Genomic DNA, 23665 nt, shown 5'->3' with positions numbered 1-23665 from the left:
AGGGATCGCTGAGCAGGAGTACCGCATGGTGGGGGTGGACGAGCTAGAGTCGCATCCGGACAACCCTCACCAGGGCGACGTGGACCTCATCGCCGGTTCGATCAAGCGGTTCGGCTTCTACGGCTCAGTCGTCGTACAGTCGTCGCGGATGCGGATCATCGCAGGTGAGCATCGTTGGCGCGGTGCGACCAAGGCCGGGCTGAAGAAGATCCCCGCCGTGGTACTCGACGTAGACGACGACACCGCGCTGCGCATCCTGCTTGCCGACAACCGGCTCGGAGAGTTCGGCGGCTACGACGACACCAAGCTTGTCGAACTGCTGCAAGGGCTGTCCGACCTCGACGGGACCGGCTGGCGTGACGAGGACCTGGCGGACCTGCTCGACGACCTGGCGGGCGAGGTCGAGGTCATCGCTGATGAGGCTGCCACACCGCAGCCACCGACACGGCCCGCGCCGGCCCTGGCCGATGACGACCAGGACCAGTGCGACGACAGCGGCGGCGACCTCGAGGACGAAGCGCCCGACGAGGATGGCGAGGACGACGCTGCGACGGCCGAGCCTGCGGCTGCGCCTCGGCCGAAGAGCGGGATGACGGTGGAGCTGATCGTCACCCTGACGGCTGCCCAGCACGAGGAGGTGACGGAGCTGCTCGACCGCGTCCGCGCCCGGGGCGGTGACGCCTCGCTGGCTGAGATCGTGCTCGCGGCGCTGAGGACTCACGCAGACCGTTAGCGGTATCGCATACGAATGAGGAGGGCGGCTCCCTCATGGCCGATCAGCAGCGCAAGCTGGAGATCTCCAAGCGCCGCCACCAGGCGTTGCAGATGCGCATCGCCGGCGTGAGTCCCACGCTCATTGCGGAGCGGTTGGGCTATTCCAGCCCGCAGGCGGCGAGCAGTGACGTCACGCGGGCGCTGCAGAAGGCGGCCAAGCAGGAGCAGATGGCGGCCGAGCACCTGCTGCATCTGGAGCTCGACCGGCTGGACCGGATGATGGCGGCGGTCTGGCCGAAGGTGCTGAAGGGCGAGGTCAACGCCGTCGAAACCTGCCTGAAGATCATCAACAAGCGTTCTTCGCTGCTGGGCCTTGACTTGATCAACCGCAATGGGGCGGCCGACAGCGACATGGCCAGCCTGCTCGGCAACATGCTTCTTCAGCTCCAGGCCCGCCACAACGTGCCGGACCCGGACACCGACGTGATCCTCGAAGCCGAGGTCATCCAAGGCGAGATCGAGTACGACGACAGCGGGGGTGAAGCGTGAGCCTCGCCCTGGCCGTACGTCTTTCGCCCAAGCAAGAGAGGTCGATCGCCGAATCGACGGCCCGTCTGAACATTTGGTGGGGCGCCATCCGATCGGGCAAAACCATCGCCTCGTTGATCCGCTGGGTCACCTTCGTGGCGAACGCGCCACGCGGCGGATCGCTGGTGATCGTCGGCAAGACCGCCGACACCATCGCACGAAACGTGTTCGATGTGCTCACCGACCCTGCGCTCATGGGACCGATCGCGAAGCGGATCACGTACACTCGCGGTGCGCCGACTGCCGTGATCTTGGGTCGCAAGGTCGAAATCATCAGCTCGAACGACGCCCGCGCCGAGAATCGGTTGCGCGGCATGACCGCGGCCGGCGCCTACGTCGATGAGGCGACCTTGATCGAGCGTCCCTTCTGGGACATGCTCCTGTCCCGGCTCAGCGTCAAGGGCGCCAAGCTGTTCGCGAGCACGAACCCTGACAGTCCGTCGCACTGGCTGAAGAAGGACTTCCTCGACCGGGCGCACGAGCTGGACCTCCGCCAGTGGCACTTCCGCCTCGACGACAACCACTCGTTGGACCCGGCCTACGTCAAGGCGCTCAAGAGTGAGTACAGCGGGCTCTGGTACAAGCGATTCATCGCGGGCCTGTGGGTGATGGCCGAGGGCGCGATCTACGATCAGTTCGACGAGGATCGGCACGTCGTGGACGAGCTGCCGCTCATGGAGAAGTGGTTGGCGGCAGGTGTGGACTACGGGACCGTCAATCCGTTTGCTGCGATCTTGGTCGGCGTTTCCACTCCCGACCACGAGGGTCAGCGGCGCATCTACCTTGCGTCCGAACTGCGCTACGACTCCCGGGCCGAGCGCAGGCAGTTGACGGACAGCGAGTACTCTCGACGGCTCACCGACTGGCTGGACAACATCCCCAACGCTCATGGACCGGGGACGCAAGGTGTCCGGCCGAGCTGGCTCCTGGTCGACCCGTCGGCCGCCAGCTTCATCACGCAGCTCTACTACGACGGTCTCCGGCCGCAGCAGGGCGACAACGCCGTGCTCGACGGCATTCGCACGGTGAGCAACTTGATCGCCGCTGACCACCTCCGGGTTCACGCATCCTGCCGAGGCTTCCTCGACGAGGTGGCCTCGTACGCGTGGGACGAGCGTAAGGCCGAGCGCGGCGAGGACGCCCCCATCAAGATCGATGATCATTCACTCGACGCGGCCAGGTATGCCCTGCACAGCACCCAAGCCGCCTGGCTGAGATTGCTCGAACCTGTTCCTGCTTTCTGAGGATTCCGCCGGACCCTCTTCAATGCTCCCCGTCTCGCCAAGGCGCCAGATCGGATCTTCCCGAGCTGGCCGCCCGCCAAGACGCTTCAAGGGTTCCTGGCCCGTTACGTGCTTCCTGACGGCGTTGACGAAGTCCAGGCGCTTGAGGTCGATCTGATCGCGCAGCGAGAACCACATCTCTAGCGCCGGTAGGCCCACGTCAATCTGTCGGTGGGCGCGCCAGATTTCGGTGTCGACGGCATGAGCAGCGTCCACGATTTCCTGGTGGACGCTTGTGTTGAGCGAGCCGAGGGCGTTGCTCCAGGGATTCCAGTCCAACTCTTTGGATTTGGTTGTCGGCTTCGACTTGGCTCCGATCAGGCCAACTAGGTCGATCATGAGTCTGGATGACTCGCGGAAAACTTGATCACAGGCTTCTTGTTGTACCTGGCGCGACCAGTGGTGTCGCTGAGATCGACGGTTCATCCGGTCGCCGACTAAGACGCCCAGAAGGGTGCCAAGTACCGCAATTAGCGGCGTGATGATCTGAGTCCATGACTGCGCCATACCGCTAGCTTCACTTGGCGGATCCTCTTCGTCGCAGATCTCCGCAGCCACAATTCTCGATCCTTCATAAACGCGCACCCCGCCGGTATGTGGCGGCCGGCCAGGGGTGTGCCTGCTCCGCGCGGCTTCCCCGTACGCGCGTCGAGCCCAAGTGCGGTCCCCGGCCCTTGCTGTTGAGGGGCGGCGGCGGCCGGGGCCGCACTGCTGGACCCCATGATGATCCGACCCTGACCAGGGAGTTTCTATGTCTGCCGAGAGCATGCTCACCCACGACCCGATCAAGTGGCGTGCCACCTGGAGGCTGGAGAAGTACTGGGGCGACGACATCGGCCCCGACGCCGTGCCGTACGACGTGATCGAGCGTGAGGGCAACCTGCTCATGCACGGCGGCGCCAGCGCTCTGTGGCAGATGCTGATCGGCAACGGCACTGCGAGCGCGGGTCAGCCGCTCACGTACTTCAACGCGGCTAACGCCTACCTGGGTGTCGGCGACTCCACCACAGCAGCCGCCGCGACCCAGACGGATCTCCAGGCCACCACGAACAAGCTGCGCAAAGCCATGGACTCCAGCTTCCCCGCGCATGGCGACGGTACGGCCTCCACCAACGCCACCATCGTGTTCCGGTCCACCTTCGCGAGCGGCGACGCCAACTTCGCCTGGAACGAATGGGGCATCTTCAACGGCGCCAGCGGTGGCCGGATGCTCAACCGGAAAGTGGAAGCCCTCGGAACGAAGACATCCGCCGCAGCGTGGACGCTGTCCGTCGCGCTGACCCTGGCCTGACCATGCCGGCCGAGCGCCTGGAGCCCTGCACCAGGCCCGGGAGGTAGGGCATGCCGCAGATCCGCGACTACACGTCGGCATCCACCGGTACGGCGGCGACCTCCTCTGTGCCCACCCCGGCCTACCAGGCGGGGGACATCCTGATCGCGCTGCACTCCTGCGACTCAGGCAGCACGGGCCAGATGACCATCAGCGGCACGGGCTGGTCTGACGCAGTGGTCCCGGTCAGCGGGTCCGTCTTCTACACCAGGGCGTGGGTCAAAACCGCCGGTGGGTCCGAACCAGCCAGCGTTTCGTTCGGGCAGGCTTCCGGCGCTGACGCTGTGATCGCGATCGTGTCTGTGGCGACAGGGCAGTTCAGCTTGGCTGACTCTGCCAGCGTCATCGACAGCGACGGAGGCGCGACCGTCGTCAACGCTGGCTCGGCGGGTTCGGCCGGAGACGTCATCCTCATCTGGACCGCTGCCGCGGGTGGCAACGTACCGAGCAGGACGTGGACCGAACCGGCTGGCTGGACGCCGATGGTTGATCGCCAGTCCGGCACCTACACAACCGCGTGCCTGGTGAGCCGGACGTTCACGTCTGACGGCAACACCGGGTCGGCAACGTTCACAGCGTCAGCTCCCGTAACGCAAGCCCACACGATCAAGCTTCGCATCCGCAACCCCGTCACGCTGGTGGACAAGAGCGGCAGTGACTCCGCTGCCGTCACTGAGCAGCCGTCGAGCATCCAGTTGCCGCCGATGGTCCGCAGCGACTCTGCTGCCGTTGCCGAGCTGGCGGCCCGGCTGGTTGGTGACCAGGGCGCGGTGACGGAGACGCCGACGCTGTCGGGCGCTGCCGACTGTGGGGACACGGCTACGGTGTCGGAGATGGCCGACACCAGCGCGGCCCAGGCGCTGGCCGAGACAGGCATGGCTAGCGAAGCGTCTCAGCTCACCATCGTGGTCAGCCGGGATGACGCGGCCGGGCTGACGGAGACCGTCGAGATCATGCTCCTGGTGGGGGATCAGGGCCTGGTCACAGAGTCGGCGACCGCTGAGGAATCGCTTGGGCCGTCCACCAGCGATCTGGTTGCGGTGTCCGAGATGGCGACGGCCTCGGCGCAGGTGGATGCAGGTGACACTGCGGCCTTGGCCGATGTCGCGCGGGTTGACGTGCTGCGGTCCGCGACGGACGCGGCGGCTGTGGTCGAGCAGGCCGATGTGGGCCCGACTGTGGCCGAGGGTGCTGTGGTCATCGAGTCCGCTCACGTGAGCGTCGTCTTGGACCGGCACGACGGCGCGATTGTCTTCGATCTTGGGACGGCTGCTGATCCCATCTTCGCGACGGACTCGGCGGCGCTGGCCGAAACAGCGCTCGTGATCGACCCGGGGCGGAAGATCACCGGCGTTGACGGGCCGCGCAGGCAGTGGAGTGCCAGCGTGGCTCCGCGCCCGTGGAGCGTTGACCCGCCTCGCCGTTCCTGGTCCGCATCGCACACGTAAGGAGCCCATGGTGGAACCGATCTCGTCGCTGTCGCGCGAGTACTTGCCGTTCTTCGTGCGCGGCTCAACGGGTGTGGAGCAGGTGGAGATCGCATTCACCGGCCCTGGCGTCGAGCCGGTCGAAGGCGACTGGCACGACGCCGAGTGGAAGCCCAATTCGGTCACCGAGCACGGCACGACCGCCCGCATCCTGTTCGGCCCAGGCGGGACCGTTGCGCGGCCCGACGGCACCTACCAGGCGTGGGTGCGCGTGACCACCACCGTCGAGCAGCCGGTGCTGCCCGCGGGACTCATCGACGTCATCTAAGGAGTTCGCATGGAACGTCCAGTGACTGGGCGGATTGTTCGCTACCGGGGCAAGCAGGGCCTGCACGCGGTCAGGGCGGCGATCGTGACCGCTGACGTGGAGACGCTCGACCCGGAAGGGGTGCGGGTGGGCGCGGTCCCGCCGCTCGACAGCGCCTTTCACGTGCATCTGTGGGTGTTCACGCCCGGCGCTCTGGGCGGGTTTCAGGAGTACAACGTCGGACCCGGTTCGGAGCCGGGCACCTGGCATTGGCCTGTTCGGACCTGACCGGCCCACGTTTCGGCGATCAACAACAGAAGAGTGAGGGCGTGAGATGCCGCTGCCGGTGCAGGATCAGGCGTGGCCGCCGCCGCACATCCATCGTGAGCTGCGGCTTTATGAGCAGTGGGGGGCGTGGTACGGAGGCGATCCAGATCATCTGGCGCGCGTGTACGGCGCGAACCAGGTGCACGGCATCGGCCTCGACCCCAAGGGATGGGACCGGCCGCAGCCGGGCGTGACCGGCATCATGAACCGAGTCAGCCGCTGGTTCTGGGGCAGCCCGACGCCGTCCGGGCAGGTCCGGAACACGAAGCTTCACATCCCGATCGCAGGCGACATCTGCAGCACGTCGGCGGACCTGCTGTTTTCGGAGCCGCCGACGCTGCGGGTGAAGGGCAAGAACGGTCAGAAGCGACTCGACTCGCTCATGCATGAGGCGGGCATCTACGGGTCGCTGCTGGAGGCCGCGGAGGTCTCTTCGGCGTACGGCGGGGTGTTCTTGCGCGTCGGCTGGGACACCGAGATGTACGACCACCCCGTGCTGTCCGTCTTTCCTCCGGATGCCGCCGTGCCGGAGTTTCGGTACGGCGCCCTCTTCGCGGTGACGTTCTGGCGGATCCTACGCGAGGACGAAAAGGGCCAGGTGTGGCGGCACCTGGAGCGACACGAACGCGGCCGCGTCTACCACGGGCTGTACCTGGGCACCTCCAACAAGCTCGGCAAGCCGATCCCGCTGACCGAGCACCCGGAGACTGAGATCTACGCCGACAAGGTCGACGAGACGGGCGGCTTCGACACCTATTTCCCGCGCGGCCTGCTCGTCAACTACGTGCCGAACATGAGGCCGCACCGCCTGATCCGGGGCACGGCACTCGGGCGCTCCGACTATCAGGGCGTCGAACACCTGATGGACGCCCTCGACGAGGTGTGGACGAGCCTCATGCGGGACATCCGGCTCGGTAAGGGCAGGATCGTCGTGCCCGACCTGTTCCTGGAGAACCTCGGCCGTGGCAAGGGCGCGACGTGGGATCCGGACAAGGAGATCTACTCCGGCCTGGGCATGCTGCCGCCGCCCGGCACCGCGCCGAACGCCATGCTGACAATCTCGCAGTTCGCGATCCGCGTGACCGAACATGTCGAGTCCGGCAAGGCTCTGATTGCTCAAATTCTTCGCGGCGCGGGCTACAGCGCGTCATCGTTTGGCGAGGCTGACGGCTCTGGTCGGCAACTCACCGCGACAGAGATTCACAGTCGCGATCGCAAGTCCTTCTCGACCAGAGGCAGGAAGACTGGCTACTGGACCCCTTCTCTGCAGTGGCTCGCCGAAGCGCTGCTGTCCGTGGACCTCGGCGTGTGGGGCACGAAGGTCACGCCCGAACGGGCGGAGGTGCATTGGCCTGACGGCGTCCTACCTGACCCGGAGGCGTTGGGGCGCACCGTTGAGCTGTTCAACCGGGCCCAGGCGATCAGCTTGGAGTCCAAGGTGCGCCTGGTCCACGCCGAATGGGACGACCATCAGGTCACAGCCGAAGTTAAGAGGCTGCGCGACGAACTGGGACTGACCGTACCTGACCCGGACAGACTCGATGAGGTCCTGATTCCGGACGCGAGCGGCGAGGACTGACGTGACTACCGCGGCGGCCGAGGCCCTCGGGCAGCAAGACCTGGAGCAGATCGAGGCCGCTCTCGACCATGCCCGCGCTGTGGCGGCGATCTACTACGACGCGGAGCGGGAGTTGCTGCGCGTCGTCTCGGAGGCGCTGGCTGCGCGGCTGGGCGAACCCGAGTGGGAGGGTGTCCGCTTTGGGGAGCTGCGCGAACTGCGTAGGGAGGCTGACCGGGTGGTGCGCCGCCTGGAGCGGCTGTCGGACAAGCTCGTCACGACGGGCGTCACCGCGGCGTGGAAGCGCGGTGTGCAGCGCGCGATGACGGACCTGACGCACCTGGGCAACGCCAAGCGGATCGGCCAGGGCCAGGGCGTGATCGAGCTGGCCCGGCAGACGGTGCAGCGCGTGCAGAGCGTCCACATGGGTGCGCTGCGCACCACCGAGGACGTGTTCTCCCAGGTGGTTGCGCAGGTGGCCGGCCGGGCGCTGACGGGCGCGGAGACGAGAGAGCAGGCGACGGCCCGCGCGCTGGACATGTTCGCGCGCAAGGGCATCACCGGGTTCACGGACTCGTCCGGACGGTCGTGGTCGATCGGCGCGTACGCGGAGATGGCCGTGCGGTCTGCGATGGCCCGCGCCGCGGTGGACGGGCATCTGGCCACGCTGAAGGAGAACGGCGTCGATCTCGTCATGGTGAGCCGGCTGCCGTTCACTTGCTCTCGTTGCTCCCCCTGGGAAGGGAAGATCCTCACCCAGTCGGGCCGCATCGGGTGGCGGCAGGAACTGTCTTACGTGTCCGACGAGATGGTCGATGTGCTCGTGGAGGGCAGCGTCGAGCAGGCTCGCACGGCCGGCCTCCTGCATCCCGGATGCGGGCACAACCTCCTCGCGTACCTGCCGGGCGCCACCAAGAGGCCACCGGTGCGCAAGCATCCGGCCGACTATGCCGACTCGCAGAAGATGCGCCGCCTGGAGCGGGATCTTCGGTCGGCGCGGCGGCAGGCGTCGGTGGCGCTGGACAAGCAGGACCGGGACCAGGCTGAGCGGCGGGTCAAGGCGCTGAACGAGCGGATCCGAGAGCTTTCCAAGGAGTCGGGGCTGCCGATCCGCCGTGACCGGCAGCGGGCCAAGATGCTGCCGAAGAACCTGGAGAAGCGGTCGGATGAGGAGCTGGCGGCGCTGCTCGGGCAGCACGGCGACGACCCCGGGGCCGTCAAGCGGGTCACGCAGGTGCTGGAGCAGCGCGACGCCGACCGGGAAGCACAGCGGGACGAGCAGGTGAAGGCCGCCGTCCGCGAGCTGCCTGAGGACTTCGCCCAGGTCACCGACGAGCAGGTGCTCGAGCTCGTGGAGCGCTTCTCACGCGCCGGCGATGATGCGGCGCTGGAGCGGCTGCTGGCCGAGCTGGACCGGCGCGAGCAGAACCAGGACTGGCGCTGGGATCTGGAGGAGACGCCCGAGGACCGCGCGGTCGGGGACCTGATCGACGACGGCGTGGACGAGTTCGACGCGTACGCGCAGGTGTACGGGCTTGACCCGGACCTGATGCGGCGGGATGAGTCCCGCGCTCACGTCGAGTCGCAGCGCCTGCCGGGCGAGACCCTCGACCAGGTGGTGCGGCGCCTGTTCGATGAGTGGTTGGAGCTGCAGTTCATCGCGGCCGAACGCTACACCCGCGGGGTGCTCGTCAACGCCGAGGGCCGGCGCCGGGGGATCGACGGCCGGTCGGTGCTGTCGGGCAGGCAGGACGTCGCAAACAAGTGGGCTTCCGATGAGCTGAAGATGTGGTGGGAGAAGCACCCCCGCATGACGCTGGTGGAGTTCCGCGCCCAGATGCTGGGCCGCGCCTCCGACAAGAAGGCGGCGAAGCTGATCAAGGAGAGTCGCCGGTGAGCCTGTCGGAACTTGACCACCGGGCGGCCGTCACCACGGCGCGGTGGGCGGCGCTGAACCGCCGCCCGATCACTGACTGCCCCTACGACCCCGTAGGGGACAACCGTCAACGCGCGCTCGCGCTCTTGTGGGTGCGTATCTACCGCAGGACCCAGTCAGCCGGGCGCTGACCTGGGATTACCTGTCTGTTCGGTAGGCCCGCCTGGCGCGGGCTTTTTCCATGTCCGGCTCCGGGAGGGCCAATGTTCGAGGACCGCATGCTGCCGACGACGCCTGGCGCGATCATCGGCTACCGCAAGTCCGGCCAGCCGATCAGGCTGATCGCCGGAGGTGCTCCGGAAGGTGAAGGCGAAGGCCAGCAGCAGGGCAATCCGCAGAGCGGTGTCCCTGAGGCCGGGGTCACGCCGTCCACCCAGGAGGCTCCGCCCGCGCCGGACCCGCTCACCAACCTTCGGCAGAAGGACGAGCAGGTCAACCCGGACGCGCTCCGCGTGGACCAGCTCCCGGAGTGGGGTCAGAAGCTGTTCCGCGACCTGCGCAAGGAGGCGGGCGACTACCGCGCTGAGCTGCGCAAGGTTCAGGAGGCGCTGGAGGAGAACAAGCGGTCTCAGGGCCCGTCCGCCGAGGAGCTCACTGCGCAGGTCCAGTCCGACCTGGCCAAGCAGATCGGCAAGGCGCTCGGCCTGGTCAGCGAGGAGCAGCAGCAGCTCACCCCGGAGCAGATCATCGAACAGCTCACTGGTGAGCGGGACACGACCGCGAAGGAGCGGGACGAGGAGAAGGAGCGGCACCGCCGCGCGCTGATGGAGCTGGCTGTGCACCGGCAGGGCCTGAAGCTCGGCGCCGACCCCGACGCCCTGCTCGACTCGCGGTCGTTCTTGAAGAAGGCCCGTGACCTCGACATCGACGCGCAGGACTTCGCCGCCAAGCTCGGCGAGGTGATCGAACTCGCGGTCACGGAGAACCCGAAGTTCAAGGCTGGCTCCCTGGCGGGGCCGCCCTCTCGCTCGGGGGGTGAGTTCGCCGGCGGGCCTGGCGGACGCGTCACCGGTTCCGAGCCGTCCATCGACGACTTCCGCAAGCAGCGGCAGGCGAAGAAGTCGTCGACGTAGCCGTCAGCGGTACCGCTGACGCTTCATCTCTGGAGATAAGGCCCGATGGCTAACAACTTTCTGACGCCGTCCGTGATCGCGCGGCAGGCGCTCGCCAACCTGTACGAGACCACCGTCATGTCGCAGCTCGTTTACAGGGATTACGAAGAGGAGTTCGTGTCGCGCATTGGCGACACGATCACGATCCGCAAGCCCGCGAAGTTCGAGGCGAAGAACTTCAATAGGGCGACCGGGATCGAGATCCAGAACGCTACCGAAGGTTCAATCCCGATCACGCTGGACAGGTTCGCCGATGTCTCCTTCGCCGTGACCAGCGAGGAGTTGACGTTGGACATTGTCGACTTCAACCAGCAGCTTCTTGCGCCCGCGTGTGAGGCGATCGCGCAGAAGATCGACCGGGACATCCTGTCGCTGAGGGCCGACGTCGTGCAGAAGGTCGGTCTCGACAGCGAGACGACCGCTGCGTTCAAGTACGCCAACCCGCGCGTGGCCATCGCTGGGCGGAGGGTGCTGAACCAGCGCAACGTGCCCTCCACCGATAGGTACATCGTGGTCGGCCCGGAGCAGGAAGCGCTGTGGCTGGCTGACCCGCTGTTCCACCAGGCCGACACTCGTGGCGACACTGAGGGTCTGCGTGAGGCCAACCTGGGTCGAAGGGTGTTCGGGTTCGACAGCTACCAGACCCAGAACATTCGCCAGCCGGAGTTCAAAGCGACCGACCCGGTCGGCACGACGCTTCCGGACCACGAGATCGGTGTCGCGTTCCACCGGACGGCGTTTGCCCTGGTGACGCGCCCGTTGGTGCTTCCGCAGGGTGCCGCGAACGCGCACGTCGAGTCCTACCGCGGCTTTGGGCTGCGCGTGGTCATGGACTACGACATCAAGGCCAAGCAGGACATCGTCTCGATCGACACGCTCTACGGCGTGAAGACTCTCGACGCCGACCGCGCCGTGGTCATCACGACCGGCAAGACGAAGACCAAGGCGTAGGCGGCATGAGCTGGGTGTACCACAACCGGAACACCGGGCAGAAGGTGACGCTGGCGGAGCGGGACCCGATCCTGGACTGCTGGCCGAACTGGGAGATCCTGTCCCAGCCCGCCGCCCCGGCCGTTCCGGCCACACCGACCGGTCCGGAGCCTGCCACCGCGCAGGCTCCGGCCGGCCCGGCCCTTGTCCTTCCGCCTGGTCCTCCGCCCGAGGGCGCGACCAAGGCCGTGTGGGTGGCGTACGCGGTCATGCGCGGCATGCCGGAGAAGGACGCCAAGGCGCTGAGCAAGGCCGCCCTCGTCGAGGAGTTCGGCCAGGAAGAGGAGAGCGATGGCTAGGGCAAACCTCGCTGTTACGAAGATGACCCGGGCCGGTGTGAACCTCGCTGGGGCGCTCACGCCCGCCGTGGTGGACGGGCATGCGTTCGGTTACTCGGCCAAGCGGCAGCTCCGCATCAAGAACACCTCGACCGGGCCGCGCACCGTGACCGTGGTCATTCCTGGTCAGGTGGAGGGTCAGCCTCTGGGGGACGTCCCGTACGTGCTCGCGGCTGGCGCGGACGTGCTCGTGCCGCCGTTCACGCCGATCTACCGGCAGGGCGACGACACCGTGTGGATCAACTACGACGACCCGGCCGGCGTCCAGGTGTCGGTGTACGAGCTGCCCGCCTAATACAACGTCAGCGGTTCCGCTGACGCTTCTCATATGTGGAGAGGAGGCCCATGGTGGTGGTGTACGCGACGGCCGACGACTACGCGGCCTACACCGCCAAGACTGCCCCGGACGGGATTGAGGCGTCGTTGGCCCGCGCCAGTGAGCGGGTCGACGAGCTGCTGATCGGCGCGGTGTACGCCACCAACGAGCAGGAGATGCCGACCGATCCGAAGGAGCGGGACGCGATCATGCGTGCGACGTGCGCGCAAGCCGCATGGATGATCGCGACTGGCGACCCGTACGGCGTGGCCAGCGCGTTCAAGGACATCCAGATCGGTTCGGTGCGGCTTGGGCGGGCCAATGGCGGTGAGGCGGGTCCGGCCCGGCACGCTCCGGACGCGTCCCGCATCCTGCATACCGCGGGGTTGCTGCCGGGGTACGCGTTCGACACGACGGCCTGGTGATCGCATGCTTCCTGACTGGCTGCTCAGGCATGAGGCCCTGATCGAGCCGTTTCTCGGCGATGGCGCGTACGGGCCGATCTTCGGCGCCGCCGTGACGGTGCGGTGCCTCGTCGATGACGAGCGGCGTCTCGTCCGGGACGCTCAGGGCGCCGAGACCGTCAGCGACACGACGATCTTCTTTCCGCCCGGCACCCGCTGCCCCGAAGGCAGCCGAGTCACCGTCAACGGCAGGGTAACCACGGTCATCGCGTCGTACGCGCGGGACGGTGGCGGGCTGCCCACTCCTGATCACGTAGAGGTGGTGTGCCGCTGATGGGCAAGGCCAACGTGCGAATCAAGGTCGACGTGCGGCTCGATCTCCATCTCGGGCCCGACATCATCGAGCACGAGCTGAACGAGGCGGCCGCGCGTGGCGTGTATCTGGCGTCGGAGCACGTGCTGACCGAGGCGGCTCCGCGTACGCCGTGGCGTACGGGCGACCTGCAGAGGTCCGGTGATCCACGCGAGCGGCCGGGCTCGATCGCTGTGGACGAGGGCCGGCTGAAGGCCGCCCTGGGCTACGACATCGTGTACGCGGCTCGCCAGCACGAAGAGATCACGTGGGAGCACCCGATCCAGGGCGAGCCCAAGTGGCTGGAGAAGACGCTCTATGCCGAGGCGGAAACCGTGCGCGCCATCATCGGCACCCAGATCGAGAGGGCGTTGCGCGGATGAGCGGGACCTTTTCCCGTGACCTGCTGACCGGCCTGGCGGTTCTGCTGGCTGAGGCCGGCGTGGGCCATTGGGATCCGGTGGGCGCGTACACCGCGCAGCAACGGGCGATCACGCTTGGTGGTCTGCCCAGCAAGCCGGACGAGGCGATCTCGCTGGCCATCTACGGCACTGGCACGGGCGGCGACGACGTCGACCAGTCGGATTCGACGGTGCTGGTGCAGGCCCGGATGCGGACGGCGTCGGATCCGCGCATCGTCGGCGACTACGCCGACCAGGTGTTCGCGGCGCTGCACGGCCGGTCGAATCTCACTCTTTCCACGGGCGTGGTCGTTCTGCTGGTCCGGCGGACGATCGTGGCGGCGCTGGCCCGTGACTCGTCCGGCCGGTGGGAGCGGCCGGACTCGTATGAGCTGATGGTGGTCTGGCCAACGCCGTACCGCGACTAGCTCTGTCCTCCCTTTTCCTTTCGCGCCGTCCCGCTGATGCAGGGCGGCGCTTTCGCATGCACCCGAAGGAGACATCATGCGGAGCCTTCTTGCGCGTGACTGGCGGCTGGATGTGGACACATCCGCGCCGGGCGCAGCCGACCCGATCTGGACCCCGGTCAAGGGCCTGACCAAGTTCGAGCGGAACTCCGACGACAACACCGAGGAAGACGGCGACTTCGACGACGAGGAGGGCTACGGCAGCTCCGTCGTCACCGGGCGGACATGGCAGATCGACGTCGAGGGCCGCCGCAAGCGGACCGACGACCCGGTGTTCACTCCGGACCCTGGCCAGGAGAAGATCCGCAAGGCCGGGCAGATCGTCGGCTTCAAGGCCAACATCAAGGTCCGCTGGTACAGGCGTGATGGTGCTCCCGACGCCTACCAGGGCGTTTGCACGGTGACCGACTACACCGAGGGCGGTGAGACCACCGACCTGGAACCGTTCAGCTTCACGCTGTTGGGCCAGGGCGCTCCCACCGAGATCACCAACCCGCTGGTGACCCCCTGATGGCGGGTTTCAAGGACCTCGACTCCTTCTTCGACCCGACGCTGAAGCTGCCGGTCGGCGGGAAGACGTACGTGATCCCGCCGCCGTCCGCTGAGGTGGGCCTGCTATGCCAGCGGCTCATGCACGCCAGCATGGCCGTCCAGGCGGGGCAGGACGTGGACGAGGACGGCCTGAACCAGCTCGCCGAAACCGTCCTCGACGACGACCAGGAGAAGGACCTCTACCAGCGCATCCTTGGCCCCGCCTGGGACGAGCTGCTCGCCGACCAGGTGGTGTGGCCGAAGATTCAGCACATCGGGCAGACGGCGCTGATCTGGGTTGCGGCCGGCCTGGAGGCTGCGGGCAAGCATTGGGAGTCCGGCCCAACGGGGGAAGCGGAGGCCCCGGCTCGGACGGAAGCCTCGGCGGCGAGATCGACCCGATCTCGGGGCTCCGCGACTACTACGACCCGGACGACGGCTTCTCGGGGCAAGGCAGCCGGGTCACGTGGCACGACCTCCTGACCAGGTGGGCGCTCGTCGAGGCTGATCTCCACAGCGAGTTCGGGATCGACCTCAACGAGCCCGGCCTGATGCGTGCCCGGCCGTGGCGATGGTTGCGGGCCCGCATCGCGGGCCTTCTGACCGCTGACACGCGGATAGCGCGGGCTCTCGACCCGGGAGACGACAGCGCAGCCCGCCGCAAACGGCGTTGAGCGTCAGCGTTACCGCTTACGTGCTGCCGCCTTTCCCCTCGCTTCCCTTGTGATCGCGACTCCCGAGAGGTGGCTCATGGGCCTCAACGTGGGCGAACTCTTCGCCACGATTTCCGTCCGGAATCGGTCGCGACCGGAGATCAAGCAGTTCACTAACGATCTTGATGATGCGGCCAAGAAGTCCCAGACGAGCTTCGGATCGGTCGCAGCCAACGCCGCCGCGATGAGCGCTCGCTTGACCGCGATGGCGCTGGCCGGGTCGGTCGCAGCGGCCGGGCTCGCGTCGGCCGCGCAGGGCGGCGTCGCGCTGGCGGCCGCGCTCGCCCCCGCGGTGGGGATCGTGTCCGCTCTGCCGGGCGCGCTCGCGCTCGGCGTTGCCGGGTTGAGCACGCTCAAGGTCGCGCTGTCCGGCGTGGCCGAGAACTTCGCGGCCGCCATGTCGGGCGACATGGAGCGGTGGGCTGCCGTGGGAGAGAAGATCTCCTCGGTCGCGTCTTCGGTGGCGTTCGAGCTGTTCCAGATGAGCCCCGCGTTTCAGGGGCTCAAGGAAGACGTCCAGGACGCGTTCTTCCTGCCGCTCGTGGACCAGATGTGGAGCCTCCTCCCGGCGATCAACGCCGTGACGAGCGGCATGGTCGGCGTGGCCGGTGTGTTCGGGCAGGCCGCGCTGACCCTGGTCTCCTTCGTCCGGGAAAGCGCGACTATCCAGGCGATCACCGCGATCTTTGGGGCGACGCAGCGGGCCATCGCAAGTCTTCTTCCGGCGTTGCGGCCGCTGCTGGCCGGGTTCCGTGACCTGGCCGTCGTAGGCGCGAACTTCTCGGCCGGGCTCGCTCCCGGAATCGCCGCCGCGGCGACGCGGTTCGGTGAGTTCCTGTCACGCGCGGCCGAGTCTGGGCAGGCGCTGGGCTGGATGCAGGGCGCAGTGGAGGTGTTTCGGCAGCTCGGCACTGTCGGTGGCAGCATCGTGGGGATCGTCCGGTCAGTCTTCGGGGCGATGCAGACCGGGGGCACGAACGCGCTTGGCGTGCTCGGCCAGATCCTGGGGAAGCTCAACGAGTTCCTGGCCAGCGCCGAAGGCCAACGGATCTTGGTCACGATTTTCCAGAGCCTGAGCCAGGTCGGAAACGCCCTGATGCCGATCTTCGTGGCGCTGGGCGGAGCGGTCGCGCAGATCGCGCCACACATCGCCAATATCGCGGTCGCGCTCGGTCCTGGGCTCGCCGCTGCAGTGTCGGCCCTAGGTCCAGCACTGGCCGCACTTGGTCCAGGACTGACCGTAGTTGCGGAGATGCTCGCAAAGGCGTTCGCATCACCAGAACTGCAAGCGGGACTGCTGGCGCTCGGTCAAGGGCTGTCGGCTGCGCTGGCCGCGGTGGCGCCTCTGCTGCCGGTCGTGGCGCAGCTCGCGGGCATCGTGGGTCAGGTCCTGGGCATCGCGCTGACCAACCTGTCGGCCGTGCTCGGTCCTGTGATCATGGCGCTGGCCGATGCCCTACAACCTGCCCTTGTGGGCGTTTCATCCGCTTTGTACCAGCTTGGGCCGGTGATGGCCCCGGTCTACGCCTCCTTCGGCCAGATCGCGGCCGCGGTCGTGACGCAGGTGCTTCCGCCGTTCCTGCAGCTGATCCCGAGCTTGCTGAATGGGCTGGTTCCTGCCTTTGTCGAGCTCGCCAGGGCGATGCTGCCTGTTCTTCCGATTCTGACCGATTTGGCGATCATGGTCATTCAGCAGGTCCTCCCGGCGCTGATCCCCATCCTGCCGTGGCTGACCAAGATCGGAGTCGGGTTCGCGCAGCTCGGTGTCAAGGTGGCAGAGATCGTCACCCAGCTCAAGCCGCTGATCGAAAAGGGCGTCGCGATCTTCCAGTGGATGTACGACGTTCTCGTCGGCCATTCGATCGTCCCCGACATGGTCGACGCCATCGGCCGCTGGATCGGCACGACCCTAGTCGGCTGGTTCCGCGACCTGCCAGGCCGGATCAAGTCCGCTGTGTCGAACATCGGCTCGACCATGGGCTCCATCGCTGAGGACGTGGTGTCCGGCTTCTGGAACCGGCTCCAGTCCCTGGCCGGAGACCTCTACAACAAGATCTCCAACTTCTTCTCGAACATCGTCGAAAGCGCGAAGAACGCCCTCGGCATCCACAGCCCGAGCCGCGTGTTCGCGTGGGTCGGAAGCATGATCCCCGCGGGCATGGCCAAGGGCATCACGCAAGGCGCGGGCCTGGTTACGTCCTCGCTGCGGAAGGTCGCCGCGATGGCAGCCTCCACCGCGATGCCGACCCTGTCGCCGGGGATCGACGTCCCGGGCGGGCTCGCGGGCGGTGCGGCCGGGGGGCGGACGGTGATCCATCAGACGAACTACTATCCGCAGGCCGAGCCCACCTCGACATCCGTCAACCGCGGCTTGCAGCTCGCGGGCGCACTGGGGGTGATCTGACGTGCCGTCGTACACGCTGGACGGGGTCGCGCTGGATCACCCCGCGGGCTGCTGGAAGCTCAAGCGAGGCACACAGCGCAGGCCCCTGCCGGGCGCCCGCGCCGTGCGCGTCTCGGTCACGGGCCGCGCCGGCGAGCTCCCCATCGTCGGTCTCGACCACGAGGCGACGTCGTTCTCGCTGACGTTCGTGGTGACGGGCGCGACCCCGGCCGGCGCGGACGGCGGCTTCCAGCAGTTGGAAACCAACCTGGAGGCGTTGACGGCGCTCCTTGGGGTCCGCAACCGGCTCATGAGCTTGCGCTACCAGGCGGGCTCGATCGTGCGCGTCGCCGACGTGACGATCACGGCTGCGTCCGAGCCGGAGGTCAACACCGGCGCCGCCCGCGCCCGGCTGACGGTGGTGGTCGAGGTGCCGGGCGTGTACTGGCGAGACGAGGCAGTCACCACCTGGGCGGGGAACGCGAACGCCTCCAACCAGGCGGTGGCCACCCTCACGGGCTCGACAGCTCCGATCACGGATGCGCTGCTGCGCGTCACCGGGCCAGCGACGAACATCACGATCACAGACGTGGCCACGCAGGGTGCAGTCGGCCTGCTCACCTCCGGCAGCAACGCAATCACCGCGTCGGAGCGCCTGCTGATCGACGCCGCGGCGATGCGCGCCGCGGTGGTCACCACGGACACGTGGGACCTGGCCACGGGCACAGACAAGACTGGCGTGATCAGCGTGTTCGGGCCGGGATCGGCATCGAGGTGGATCCATTTGACGCCGGCGATGGCCGTGGGTGATCCGTTCTCCCGCGCGGTGCTGATTTCGTGCACTGCGACCGGCACCACTGCAGCGTCAAAGCTCGAAGTCCGGGCCCGCCGCGCCTATCTCTAAATCCGAAAGGGGAACCCGATGACAGACCAGTCGCTCACCGAACCCGTACCTCCGCATCAGCACCCCGAATTCTGGTCCATCGGCCAGATGGGCGCGGCCCAGTCCGTACCCGTGTGGGCGGTCAACAGCTCGATCGACCCCGCGTCGATCCCGAAGCTCTTCGCGGTCCGGCTCACCATCCCACCCGATACTCCGCTCACGAAGATCGTGATCGGTGCGCTGATGGACTCGACTTCGCCGGAGGGCCTCTGGTCTGCCACCTTGTACGACGGCCTGAGCCTGCTGCCGATCGCCACGGCGGCGCGCAACCAGTTCACGGCCCGCACTTCCAAGCACGATCGTCCGATCACCCCGACGATCCCAGCGGGCGACATCGCACGGCACGTGTGGGCCATGCTCGCGATCACGACCACCACGGCCAGCCTCGCCGTGGCCAATACCGTGGGCACCCAGCGATTCCTGGACGGCCTGTGCTACAGCACCAGCACCTACGACCGGCCGCCTGCGCGGTTCGACGACCGTGTCGGATGGCAGATGGAGCCGAGAATCCCGCTGGTCGCGCTCGCGTAGTCAACGGCGGTTGGAGGAGGGGCGATGCCTTTTGACCTCCGCCTCGTTGCCTACGACCCTAACGGCAGCAGGCGCGGCCTCCTGCCGCATCCGCTCCAGATCGAGGTGGCGTTCCCGCTGAACGACCTGCCCGCGCTGAAGTTCTCCTACAGCAAGCGGGCGGTCGGCGCCGATTTGATCGCCACGCCGTGCGAGATCGGTGTGCAGTGGTCAGCGGACGGCAACTCCTGGACGGAGTACCCCGAGGGGCGGTTCCTACTGATTCACCGCGCAGGCGATCAGATAGACCAGCAGTCGGTATGGCAGTTCGACTGCCCCAGCTATCTGTGGACCCTGCGAAAGGCGGTCACCTTCGCGCACGCGTCGATCCCGCCGACAAACGGGCAGAGAGTCTTCAGCTCGTCGGCCTCGGGCGGCTTCATCTTGCACACGCTGATGACCGAGGCGCAGGCCCGCGGCGCTCTCAGCAGTTTCACCTGGACGTTCACCAGCAGCATCGACACGGCCTCCGCCTCCTGGTCCCCGTTCATGGGCATGGGCATCCCGCTGGGTACCGATCTGCTGTCGGTGCTGCTGCGGCTCGTCGAGTACGGGCTGCTCGACTTCCGGCTCAGCGGCGCCCGGCAGCTCTCGGCGTGGAAGCCGAACACTGGCGCTCTGCGCGACCTGACCACGGGAGCCTCCCCGGTCATTCTGCGCGTCGGCCGCGACATCACAGCCGCGCCGGATGTAGGCACGCTGCAGGACCTGGCGTCGGTTGCGTATGTGGTCGGCGACAACGACGTCCGCCAGGAGGTCGTCAGCGTCTCGCCTTCGCTGCCGTGGGGACGGTGGGAGATCGGCATGCGACAGCCAGGTATCACGGACACCACCGCGGCGCATACGGCCGGCACGGCCGCGCTGGTGACAGCCATCGCCGAGCGGGTGCAGCGCACTCGCGAGATCACCATGTACGAGGCGCGGTGGCTGCCGCTGCGGGATTACCGTCCGGGGGACCTGATCCTGGCTCCCGGCAACGACGGCGTGCTTCAGCCGCTGCGCATCCGACAGGTCACATTGACCCGGACCGTGCGCGGCGTTGTCGCTGGGAACCTCGTCCTTTCCGACAGGTTCGAGGACCAGGACCTGCGGATGACGCGGCTGCTCGCCGCGCTCGCCGCCCGACCTTGACCGCCCTCGCGCTTCATCACGCCCACGGACGCAACGACACATCGGGGGATCTGTGCAGGTTATTGTCCCTGGCCAGGCCGAGCGGTATGCGCTGCGGCTCGTGGCCTACAGCCCGAACGGGCCCCGGCTCGGCACGCTGCCGCACCACGTCGGGTTCGAGGTCGGGGCGCCGCTCAACGACGTGCCATCGCTCAAGCTCTCCTATCCAGCGGCCGGCGTCGGCGCGGAGTGGCTGGAAACGCCGGTGGAGATCGCGGTCGAGTACGCCATTGACGGCGGCCAGTGGCAGGAGCCGGATGGCTGCCGGTTCCTGCGGATCAAGAGGGGTGCAGACGCGACCGACCAGGGCGGGACACGCACGTACGACTGTCCGGCCTGGTCCTGGCAGCTCCGCAAGCTGGTCATGTACGCGGGCGGGTCCATGTCCGAAGGCAAGCGCGTCTTCTCGGCCGTCACGCCGGGCGCGCTGCTGCGCACTCTCGTGCAGGAAGGGAAGACTCGCGGCGCGCTGCCCGGCCTGGTCATCGACTTCACCTCCACTCATGACAGCGCCGGGCTGGCATGGGACACGACCAGGCTGCTGACGGTGGAGCTGGAGCCCGGCATCGATCTGATGACCCTCCTCATCAACCTCAGCGAGCAGGGCGTGCTCGACTGGACGATGTCCGGCCGGACCCTGCGCGTCTACCGCGAGGGCAGCACCCTTGGACGCCAGCTCGGCACCGGGGCCAGCCCCGTCGAGCTGAGGCTTGGCCGCGACATCGACGAGGCGCCCGACAGCGCCACGCTGGAGGACCTCGCCACTGCGATCCTCATCAGGGGAGAGAAGGGCCTGGCCGTCGAGGTCACCAACCCCTCGGCGGTCTCGCCGTGGGGCCGGTGGGAGACCACCCAGTCGCAGGGCGGCGTCAGCGATCGGGGCACGGCGATCCTCCTCGGACAGAACGCGCTCGAGCGCGCCTCCCGGGAGCGTGCGCAGCTCACACGAGGGATTCGCGTCGAGGCCGCGCGGTTCCTGCCGTTCGCGCACTACCGGCCGGGCGACTTCATCAAGGCGCCGGGCGGCGGCGGGCAGATGCAGGCTTTGCGCGTGCGGCAGATCACGCTGTCCGTCGATGGAGGCGGGGCGCTGTCTGGCAACTTGGTGCTCAACGACAGATTCATCGAGCGCGAGATCCGGCTCGCGCGGCAGGCGGCCGGGATCCTCGCCGGCGGCGTCGGCTCTGGAGGAACCGGAGGGACACCGGCACCGGAGCCCGGCGGCCGCGCGCCGGCCACGCCGCTGGGCTTGGTCGTGAACGCTGTGGCGTACATCGACGAGTCAGGTACCGCGCATGGGCAGATCACCGCGACCTGGTCGCCGGTCGTCGCCGACCCCTCAGGCGTGGCGATCGAGGTTGACGCGTACGAGGTGTACGGACGGCCGAACCTGCCGGGCGGGATCTGGCATCAGCTCGCCGTGGTGGACGGAGGCGACACCACGGCGACGTACTCGCCGCTGCGGCCCAACTTCGAGTTCTCGTTCAAGGTGCGCGCAGTCGCTGACGGGGTGAAGGGCGACTTCTCCTCGCAGGTGATCGTGTTCATCCCGGACGACACCACGCCGCCCCCGGCGCCATCCACGCCCACCGTGACGACACGGCTCGGCATGATCCATGTCGCGTGGGACGGGCTTGGGTCGGCGGGCGAGGTGATGCCGCCCGACTTCGACCGCGTCCTGGTGTGGATGGCGGACCCGCTCGTGCCCGGCAGCGGGCAGGTCGTGGACTCCATGCGCGTCACGGAGACGGTCGTGATCACCGATCAGCCGTACGATGCTGACCGCGAGATCTGGCTGACCGCCGTGGACCGCAGCGGGAACACGTCGGGCGAGTCAGGGCATGTCACCGTGGCCACGCAACCGCTCGTGCCGACCGACGTGATAGGTGAGGTGATCTCCGGCGCGAACATCGTGGACGGGACTCTGAACGCGGCCGACAAGGTGATCGCCAACACGATCACCGGAGCACTGATTCAGGCCCTGGCTATCAACACCGATCACCTAAACGCCAACTCGGTGACCACGCCGATCCTTGCGGCCGGTGCGGTCACCGCGGGCAAGCTCGAAGCCGTCCTGACCCTGTCCACGCGCGTCGTCGCAGGCAACCCGAACGGCGGTCGCGTCGAGCTCGGCAGCACGGGGCTGAAGGTGGTCAACGCCGGAGGCACGGAGACGGTCAACCTTTCCACGAGCGGATCGTTCACGCTGCGGACCTCCGGGTCGTCGGGCGCTCGCGTGCAACTGGACACTTCGGGGCTCCGGGCCTTCAACTCTTTGGGGCAGGAGACACTAGACGTCAACGCGGCGACGGGCGACGTGGACATTCTGGGCCGCTTCTCATCCGGTACGTCCGGTAAGCGCCTGGTGATCAACCCGAACTTCGGGAACGACCCGGAGATCCGGCTGTACGAGGACGCCACCAACTATCACCTCATCTCCGCCGAGGCGGCCAGCGCGACCGGCATGCGTATCCAGAGCATGCATGACAGCAGTGACCGCTACGGCTACCTCACGTTGAGCGGTACCTCTGCTGGTCTGTGGGGGATGAGCGGGGCCGCCTTCGCATGCGGTGTGCAGGCACAGGCGGCGTCCGGCGTCGTCCGCCTGTACGGCAAGCTCGGTAGCGGCCACTCCAACGCGACGTTCGCGCGGGGCTCGTCAACTGCCAGCGGGGCCGGCACCGGCTACAGCCTGGGCTACGGGATCACGTTCGAGTCGGACATGACGCCGGTTCTGGACTTCTTTGACGTCGGATCGACGGTTTACGCCCACATCGTCAGCGAAAAGGGACCGTCCGGGTTCGGCTGGAAGCAGTCGGCTGCCTCGGCGGTGTCCTTGCACGATGTCCACTTCTTCGCATGGAGGCACTGAGCGTGGCTGCGATCGAACGGACCATCGTGGACGCCAACACGTGGGTCCACGGCGACGGTGTTGAACGGTGGACGATCATGACGGAGAACCCGGACGGGTCCCGGCATGGCTACATGCTGCCGGTGGAGGGGTTCGCTAATCACGCCGCCGAGTACGGCATCGACCCTGCGGATATCGACACGCTGCTGCGGCTGTGCATGCTGCAGCTACACATCCCGACTGGGGAACGGCTGGCCGCGATGGACAAGGCCATCGCCGAGGCCCACGCGGCGCAGGGCAAGACCGCGGTGGTGCGGATCGCCACGACGGGAAAGCCGGTCACGTTGTTCACCGCGGCCTCGACCGAGCACGCCCGTGAGGCGCATTTCGCCCGGCTCGACCACGTCGAGCAGCACATGGTGCGGATCGTCCAGCCCGCGCCGGGCGCGCGGCGCGAGGTGCCCACGGTGTCGCTGGCCGGCGACATCGTGGAGCCGCTGGTGGAAGAGGTGGATGCGGCGGCGCGGCTGGGCGCCCTGAAGAAGGGATTCCAGCCGGACCTTGCTACCTACGAGGCGCGCCGGGCCGATCTGGCCGAACATCTGGGCAGGCCCGTCTGAGCGGCTCATCTTCCATGACCGAACTCGCAGAGGA

At 67.6% G+C, this 23665-nt stretch carries 26 protein-coding genes; 25 read left to right on the top strand and 1 reads right to left on the bottom strand.

All coding sequences use genetic code 11. From position 1 onward, the window contains the following. The first annotated feature begins 25 nt into the window (after positions 1–25). From AB0L65_RS20685 to AB0L65_RS20675, 3 genes are read left to right on the top strand one after another with little or no spacing between them, the layout of a single operon-like run. Complete coding sequence (locus AB0L65_RS20685; protein ID WP_364247672.1) at positions 26–733, top strand: ParB/RepB/Spo0J family partition protein; 708 nt, start codon at positions 26–28, stop codon at positions 731–733. Between the two features lie 35 nt (positions 734–768). Beyond that, positions 769–1263 carry a hypothetical protein gene (locus AB0L65_RS20680; protein WP_364247669.1) on the top strand — a complete coding sequence of 165 codons (495 nt, stop codon included), beginning with the start codon at positions 769–771 and terminating at the stop codon, positions 1261–1263. After that, positions 1260–2546 carry a PBSX family phage terminase large subunit gene (locus AB0L65_RS20675; RefSeq protein ID WP_364247666.1) on the top strand — a complete coding sequence of 429 codons (1287 nt, stop codon included), beginning with the start codon at positions 1260–1262 and terminating at the stop codon, positions 2544–2546. Before AB0L65_RS20680 ends, AB0L65_RS20675 begins: the two co-directional genes overlap by 4 nt. Here the strand turns inward: AB0L65_RS20675 and AB0L65_RS20670 are convergent. After that, positions 2466–3143 carry a hypothetical protein gene (locus AB0L65_RS20670; RefSeq protein WP_364247663.1) on the bottom strand — a complete coding sequence of 226 codons (678 nt, stop codon included), beginning with the start codon at positions 3141–3143 and terminating at the stop codon, positions 2466–2468. The two genes, AB0L65_RS20675 and AB0L65_RS20670, sit on opposite strands and share 81 nt — an antisense overlap. A gap of 193 nt (positions 3144–3336) precedes the next feature. On the opposite strand from AB0L65_RS20670, the gene AB0L65_RS20665 reads away from it, so the two are divergent. The 22 genes from AB0L65_RS20665 (at position 3337) to AB0L65_RS20560 (ending at position 23631) form a co-directional block, all read left to right on the top strand. Continuing rightward, entirely contained in the window at positions 3337–3876 is a 540-nt protein-coding gene (locus tag AB0L65_RS20665) for a hypothetical protein (RefSeq protein ID WP_364247661.1), read from the top strand. A 50-nt stretch (positions 3877–3926) separates the two neighbouring features. Continuing rightward, on the top strand, positions 3927–5363 hold the full coding sequence (locus AB0L65_RS20660; RefSeq protein ID WP_364247659.1) for a hypothetical protein: 1437 nt from the start codon (positions 3927–3929) through the stop codon (positions 5361–5363). Positions 5364–5370: 7 nt separating this feature from the next. After that, positions 5371–5670 carry a hypothetical protein gene (locus AB0L65_RS20655; RefSeq protein WP_364247656.1) on the top strand — a complete coding sequence of 100 codons (300 nt, stop codon included), beginning with the start codon at positions 5371–5373 and terminating at the stop codon, positions 5668–5670. A gap of 9 nt (positions 5671–5679) precedes the next feature. Next, the gene (locus tag AB0L65_RS20650) at positions 5680–5937 is read left to right on the top strand and encodes a hypothetical protein (protein ID WP_364247653.1); all 258 of its coding nucleotides are present in this window, start codon (positions 5680–5682) and stop codon (positions 5935–5937) included. A gap of 46 nt (positions 5938–5983) precedes the next feature. Further along, on the top strand, positions 5984–7555 hold the full coding sequence (locus AB0L65_RS20645) for a phage portal protein (RefSeq protein ID WP_364247650.1): 1572 nt from the start codon (positions 5984–5986) through the stop codon (positions 7553–7555). A gap of 1 nt (position 7556) precedes the next feature. After that, positions 7557–9431 carry a phage minor capsid protein gene (locus AB0L65_RS20640; RefSeq protein ID WP_364247647.1) on the top strand — a complete coding sequence of 625 codons (1875 nt, stop codon included), beginning with the start codon at positions 7557–7559 and terminating at the stop codon, positions 9429–9431. A gap of 242 nt (positions 9432–9673) precedes the next feature. Continuing rightward, a complete protein-coding gene (locus AB0L65_RS20635; protein ID WP_364247644.1) occupies positions 9674–10543 on the top strand; it encodes a hypothetical protein in 870 nt (289 codons plus the stop codon). Between the two features lie 45 nt (positions 10544–10588). Further along, entirely contained in the window at positions 10589–11533 is a 945-nt protein-coding gene (locus AB0L65_RS20630; protein ID WP_364247642.1) for a P22 phage major capsid protein family protein, read from the top strand. A 5-nt stretch (positions 11534–11538) separates the two neighbouring features. Beyond that, positions 11539–11871: a hypothetical protein gene (locus tag AB0L65_RS20625; RefSeq protein ID WP_364247639.1), complete on the top strand. Its 333-nt coding sequence runs from the start codon at positions 11539–11541 to the stop codon at positions 11869–11871. 37 nt (positions 11872–11908) lie between these two features. Beyond that, complete coding sequence (locus tag AB0L65_RS20620; protein WP_364247636.1) at positions 11909–12205, top strand: hypothetical protein; 297 nt, start codon at positions 11909–11911, stop codon at positions 12203–12205. A gap of 50 nt (positions 12206–12255) precedes the next feature. Beyond that, positions 12256–12651, top strand: a complete 396-nt coding sequence (locus AB0L65_RS20615) for a hypothetical protein (protein WP_364247633.1) — start codon at positions 12256–12258, stop codon at positions 12649–12651. 4 nt (positions 12652–12655) lie between these two features. Then, positions 12656–12964 (top strand): hypothetical protein, encoded by a 309-nt coding sequence (locus AB0L65_RS20610; RefSeq protein ID WP_364247630.1) that lies wholly within the window; start codon positions 12656–12658, stop codon positions 12962–12964. Next, positions 12964–13365: a hypothetical protein gene (locus AB0L65_RS20605; protein WP_364247627.1), complete on the top strand. Its 402-nt coding sequence runs from the start codon at positions 12964–12966 to the stop codon at positions 13363–13365. The genes AB0L65_RS20610 and AB0L65_RS20605 overlap by 1 nt, the downstream gene beginning before the upstream one ends. Further along, positions 13362–13811, top strand: a complete 450-nt coding sequence (locus tag AB0L65_RS20600) for a minor capsid protein (protein ID WP_364247624.1) — start codon at positions 13362–13364, stop codon at positions 13809–13811. The genes AB0L65_RS20605 and AB0L65_RS20600 overlap by 4 nt, the downstream gene beginning before the upstream one ends. A 76-nt stretch (positions 13812–13887) precedes the next feature. Continuing rightward, entirely contained in the window at positions 13888–14361 is a 474-nt protein-coding gene (locus AB0L65_RS20595; RefSeq protein ID WP_357740560.1) for a hypothetical protein, read from the top strand. Continuing rightward, a complete protein-coding gene (locus tag AB0L65_RS20590) occupies positions 14361–14864 on the top strand; it encodes a hypothetical protein (protein WP_364247621.1) in 504 nt (167 codons plus the stop codon). The genes AB0L65_RS20595 and AB0L65_RS20590 overlap by 1 nt, the downstream gene beginning before the upstream one ends. 267 nt (positions 14865–15131) lie before the next feature. Continuing rightward, on the top strand, positions 15132–17498 hold the full coding sequence (locus AB0L65_RS20585) for a hypothetical protein (RefSeq protein ID WP_364247618.1): 2367 nt from the start codon (positions 15132–15134) through the stop codon (positions 17496–17498). Position 17499: 1 nt separating this feature from the next. Next, positions 17500–18381, top strand: a complete 882-nt coding sequence (locus tag AB0L65_RS20580; RefSeq protein ID WP_364247615.1) for a hypothetical protein — start codon at positions 17500–17502, stop codon at positions 18379–18381. Between the two features lie 87 nt (positions 18382–18468). Continuing rightward, a complete protein-coding gene (locus AB0L65_RS20575) occupies positions 18469–18951 on the top strand; it encodes a hypothetical protein (protein ID WP_364247612.1) in 483 nt (160 codons plus the stop codon). Positions 18952–19056: 105 nt separating this feature from the next. After that, entirely contained in the window at positions 19057–20121 is a 1065-nt protein-coding gene (locus AB0L65_RS20570) for a hypothetical protein (protein ID WP_364247609.1), read from the top strand. 52 nt (positions 20122–20173) lie between these two features. After that, positions 20174–23032, top strand: a complete 2859-nt coding sequence (locus AB0L65_RS20565; RefSeq protein ID WP_364247606.1) for a fibronectin type III domain-containing protein — start codon at positions 20174–20176, stop codon at positions 23030–23032. Between the two features lie 2 nt (positions 23033–23034). Further along, positions 23035–23631 carry a hypothetical protein gene (locus AB0L65_RS20560; RefSeq protein ID WP_364247603.1) on the top strand — a complete coding sequence of 199 codons (597 nt, stop codon included), beginning with the start codon at positions 23035–23037 and terminating at the stop codon, positions 23629–23631. The last annotated feature ends 34 nt before the right edge of the window (positions 23632–23665 follow it).

The organism is Nonomuraea sp. NPDC052116 (genome assembly GCF_040680035.1).
GTDB classification, from domain to species: domain Bacteria; phylum Actinomycetota; class Actinomycetes; order Streptosporangiales; family Streptosporangiaceae; genus Nonomuraea; species Nonomuraea angiospora_A.
The sequence above is the reverse complement of the archived record's forward strand: the minus strand, read 5'-3'. Positions and strand labels throughout refer to the sequence as shown.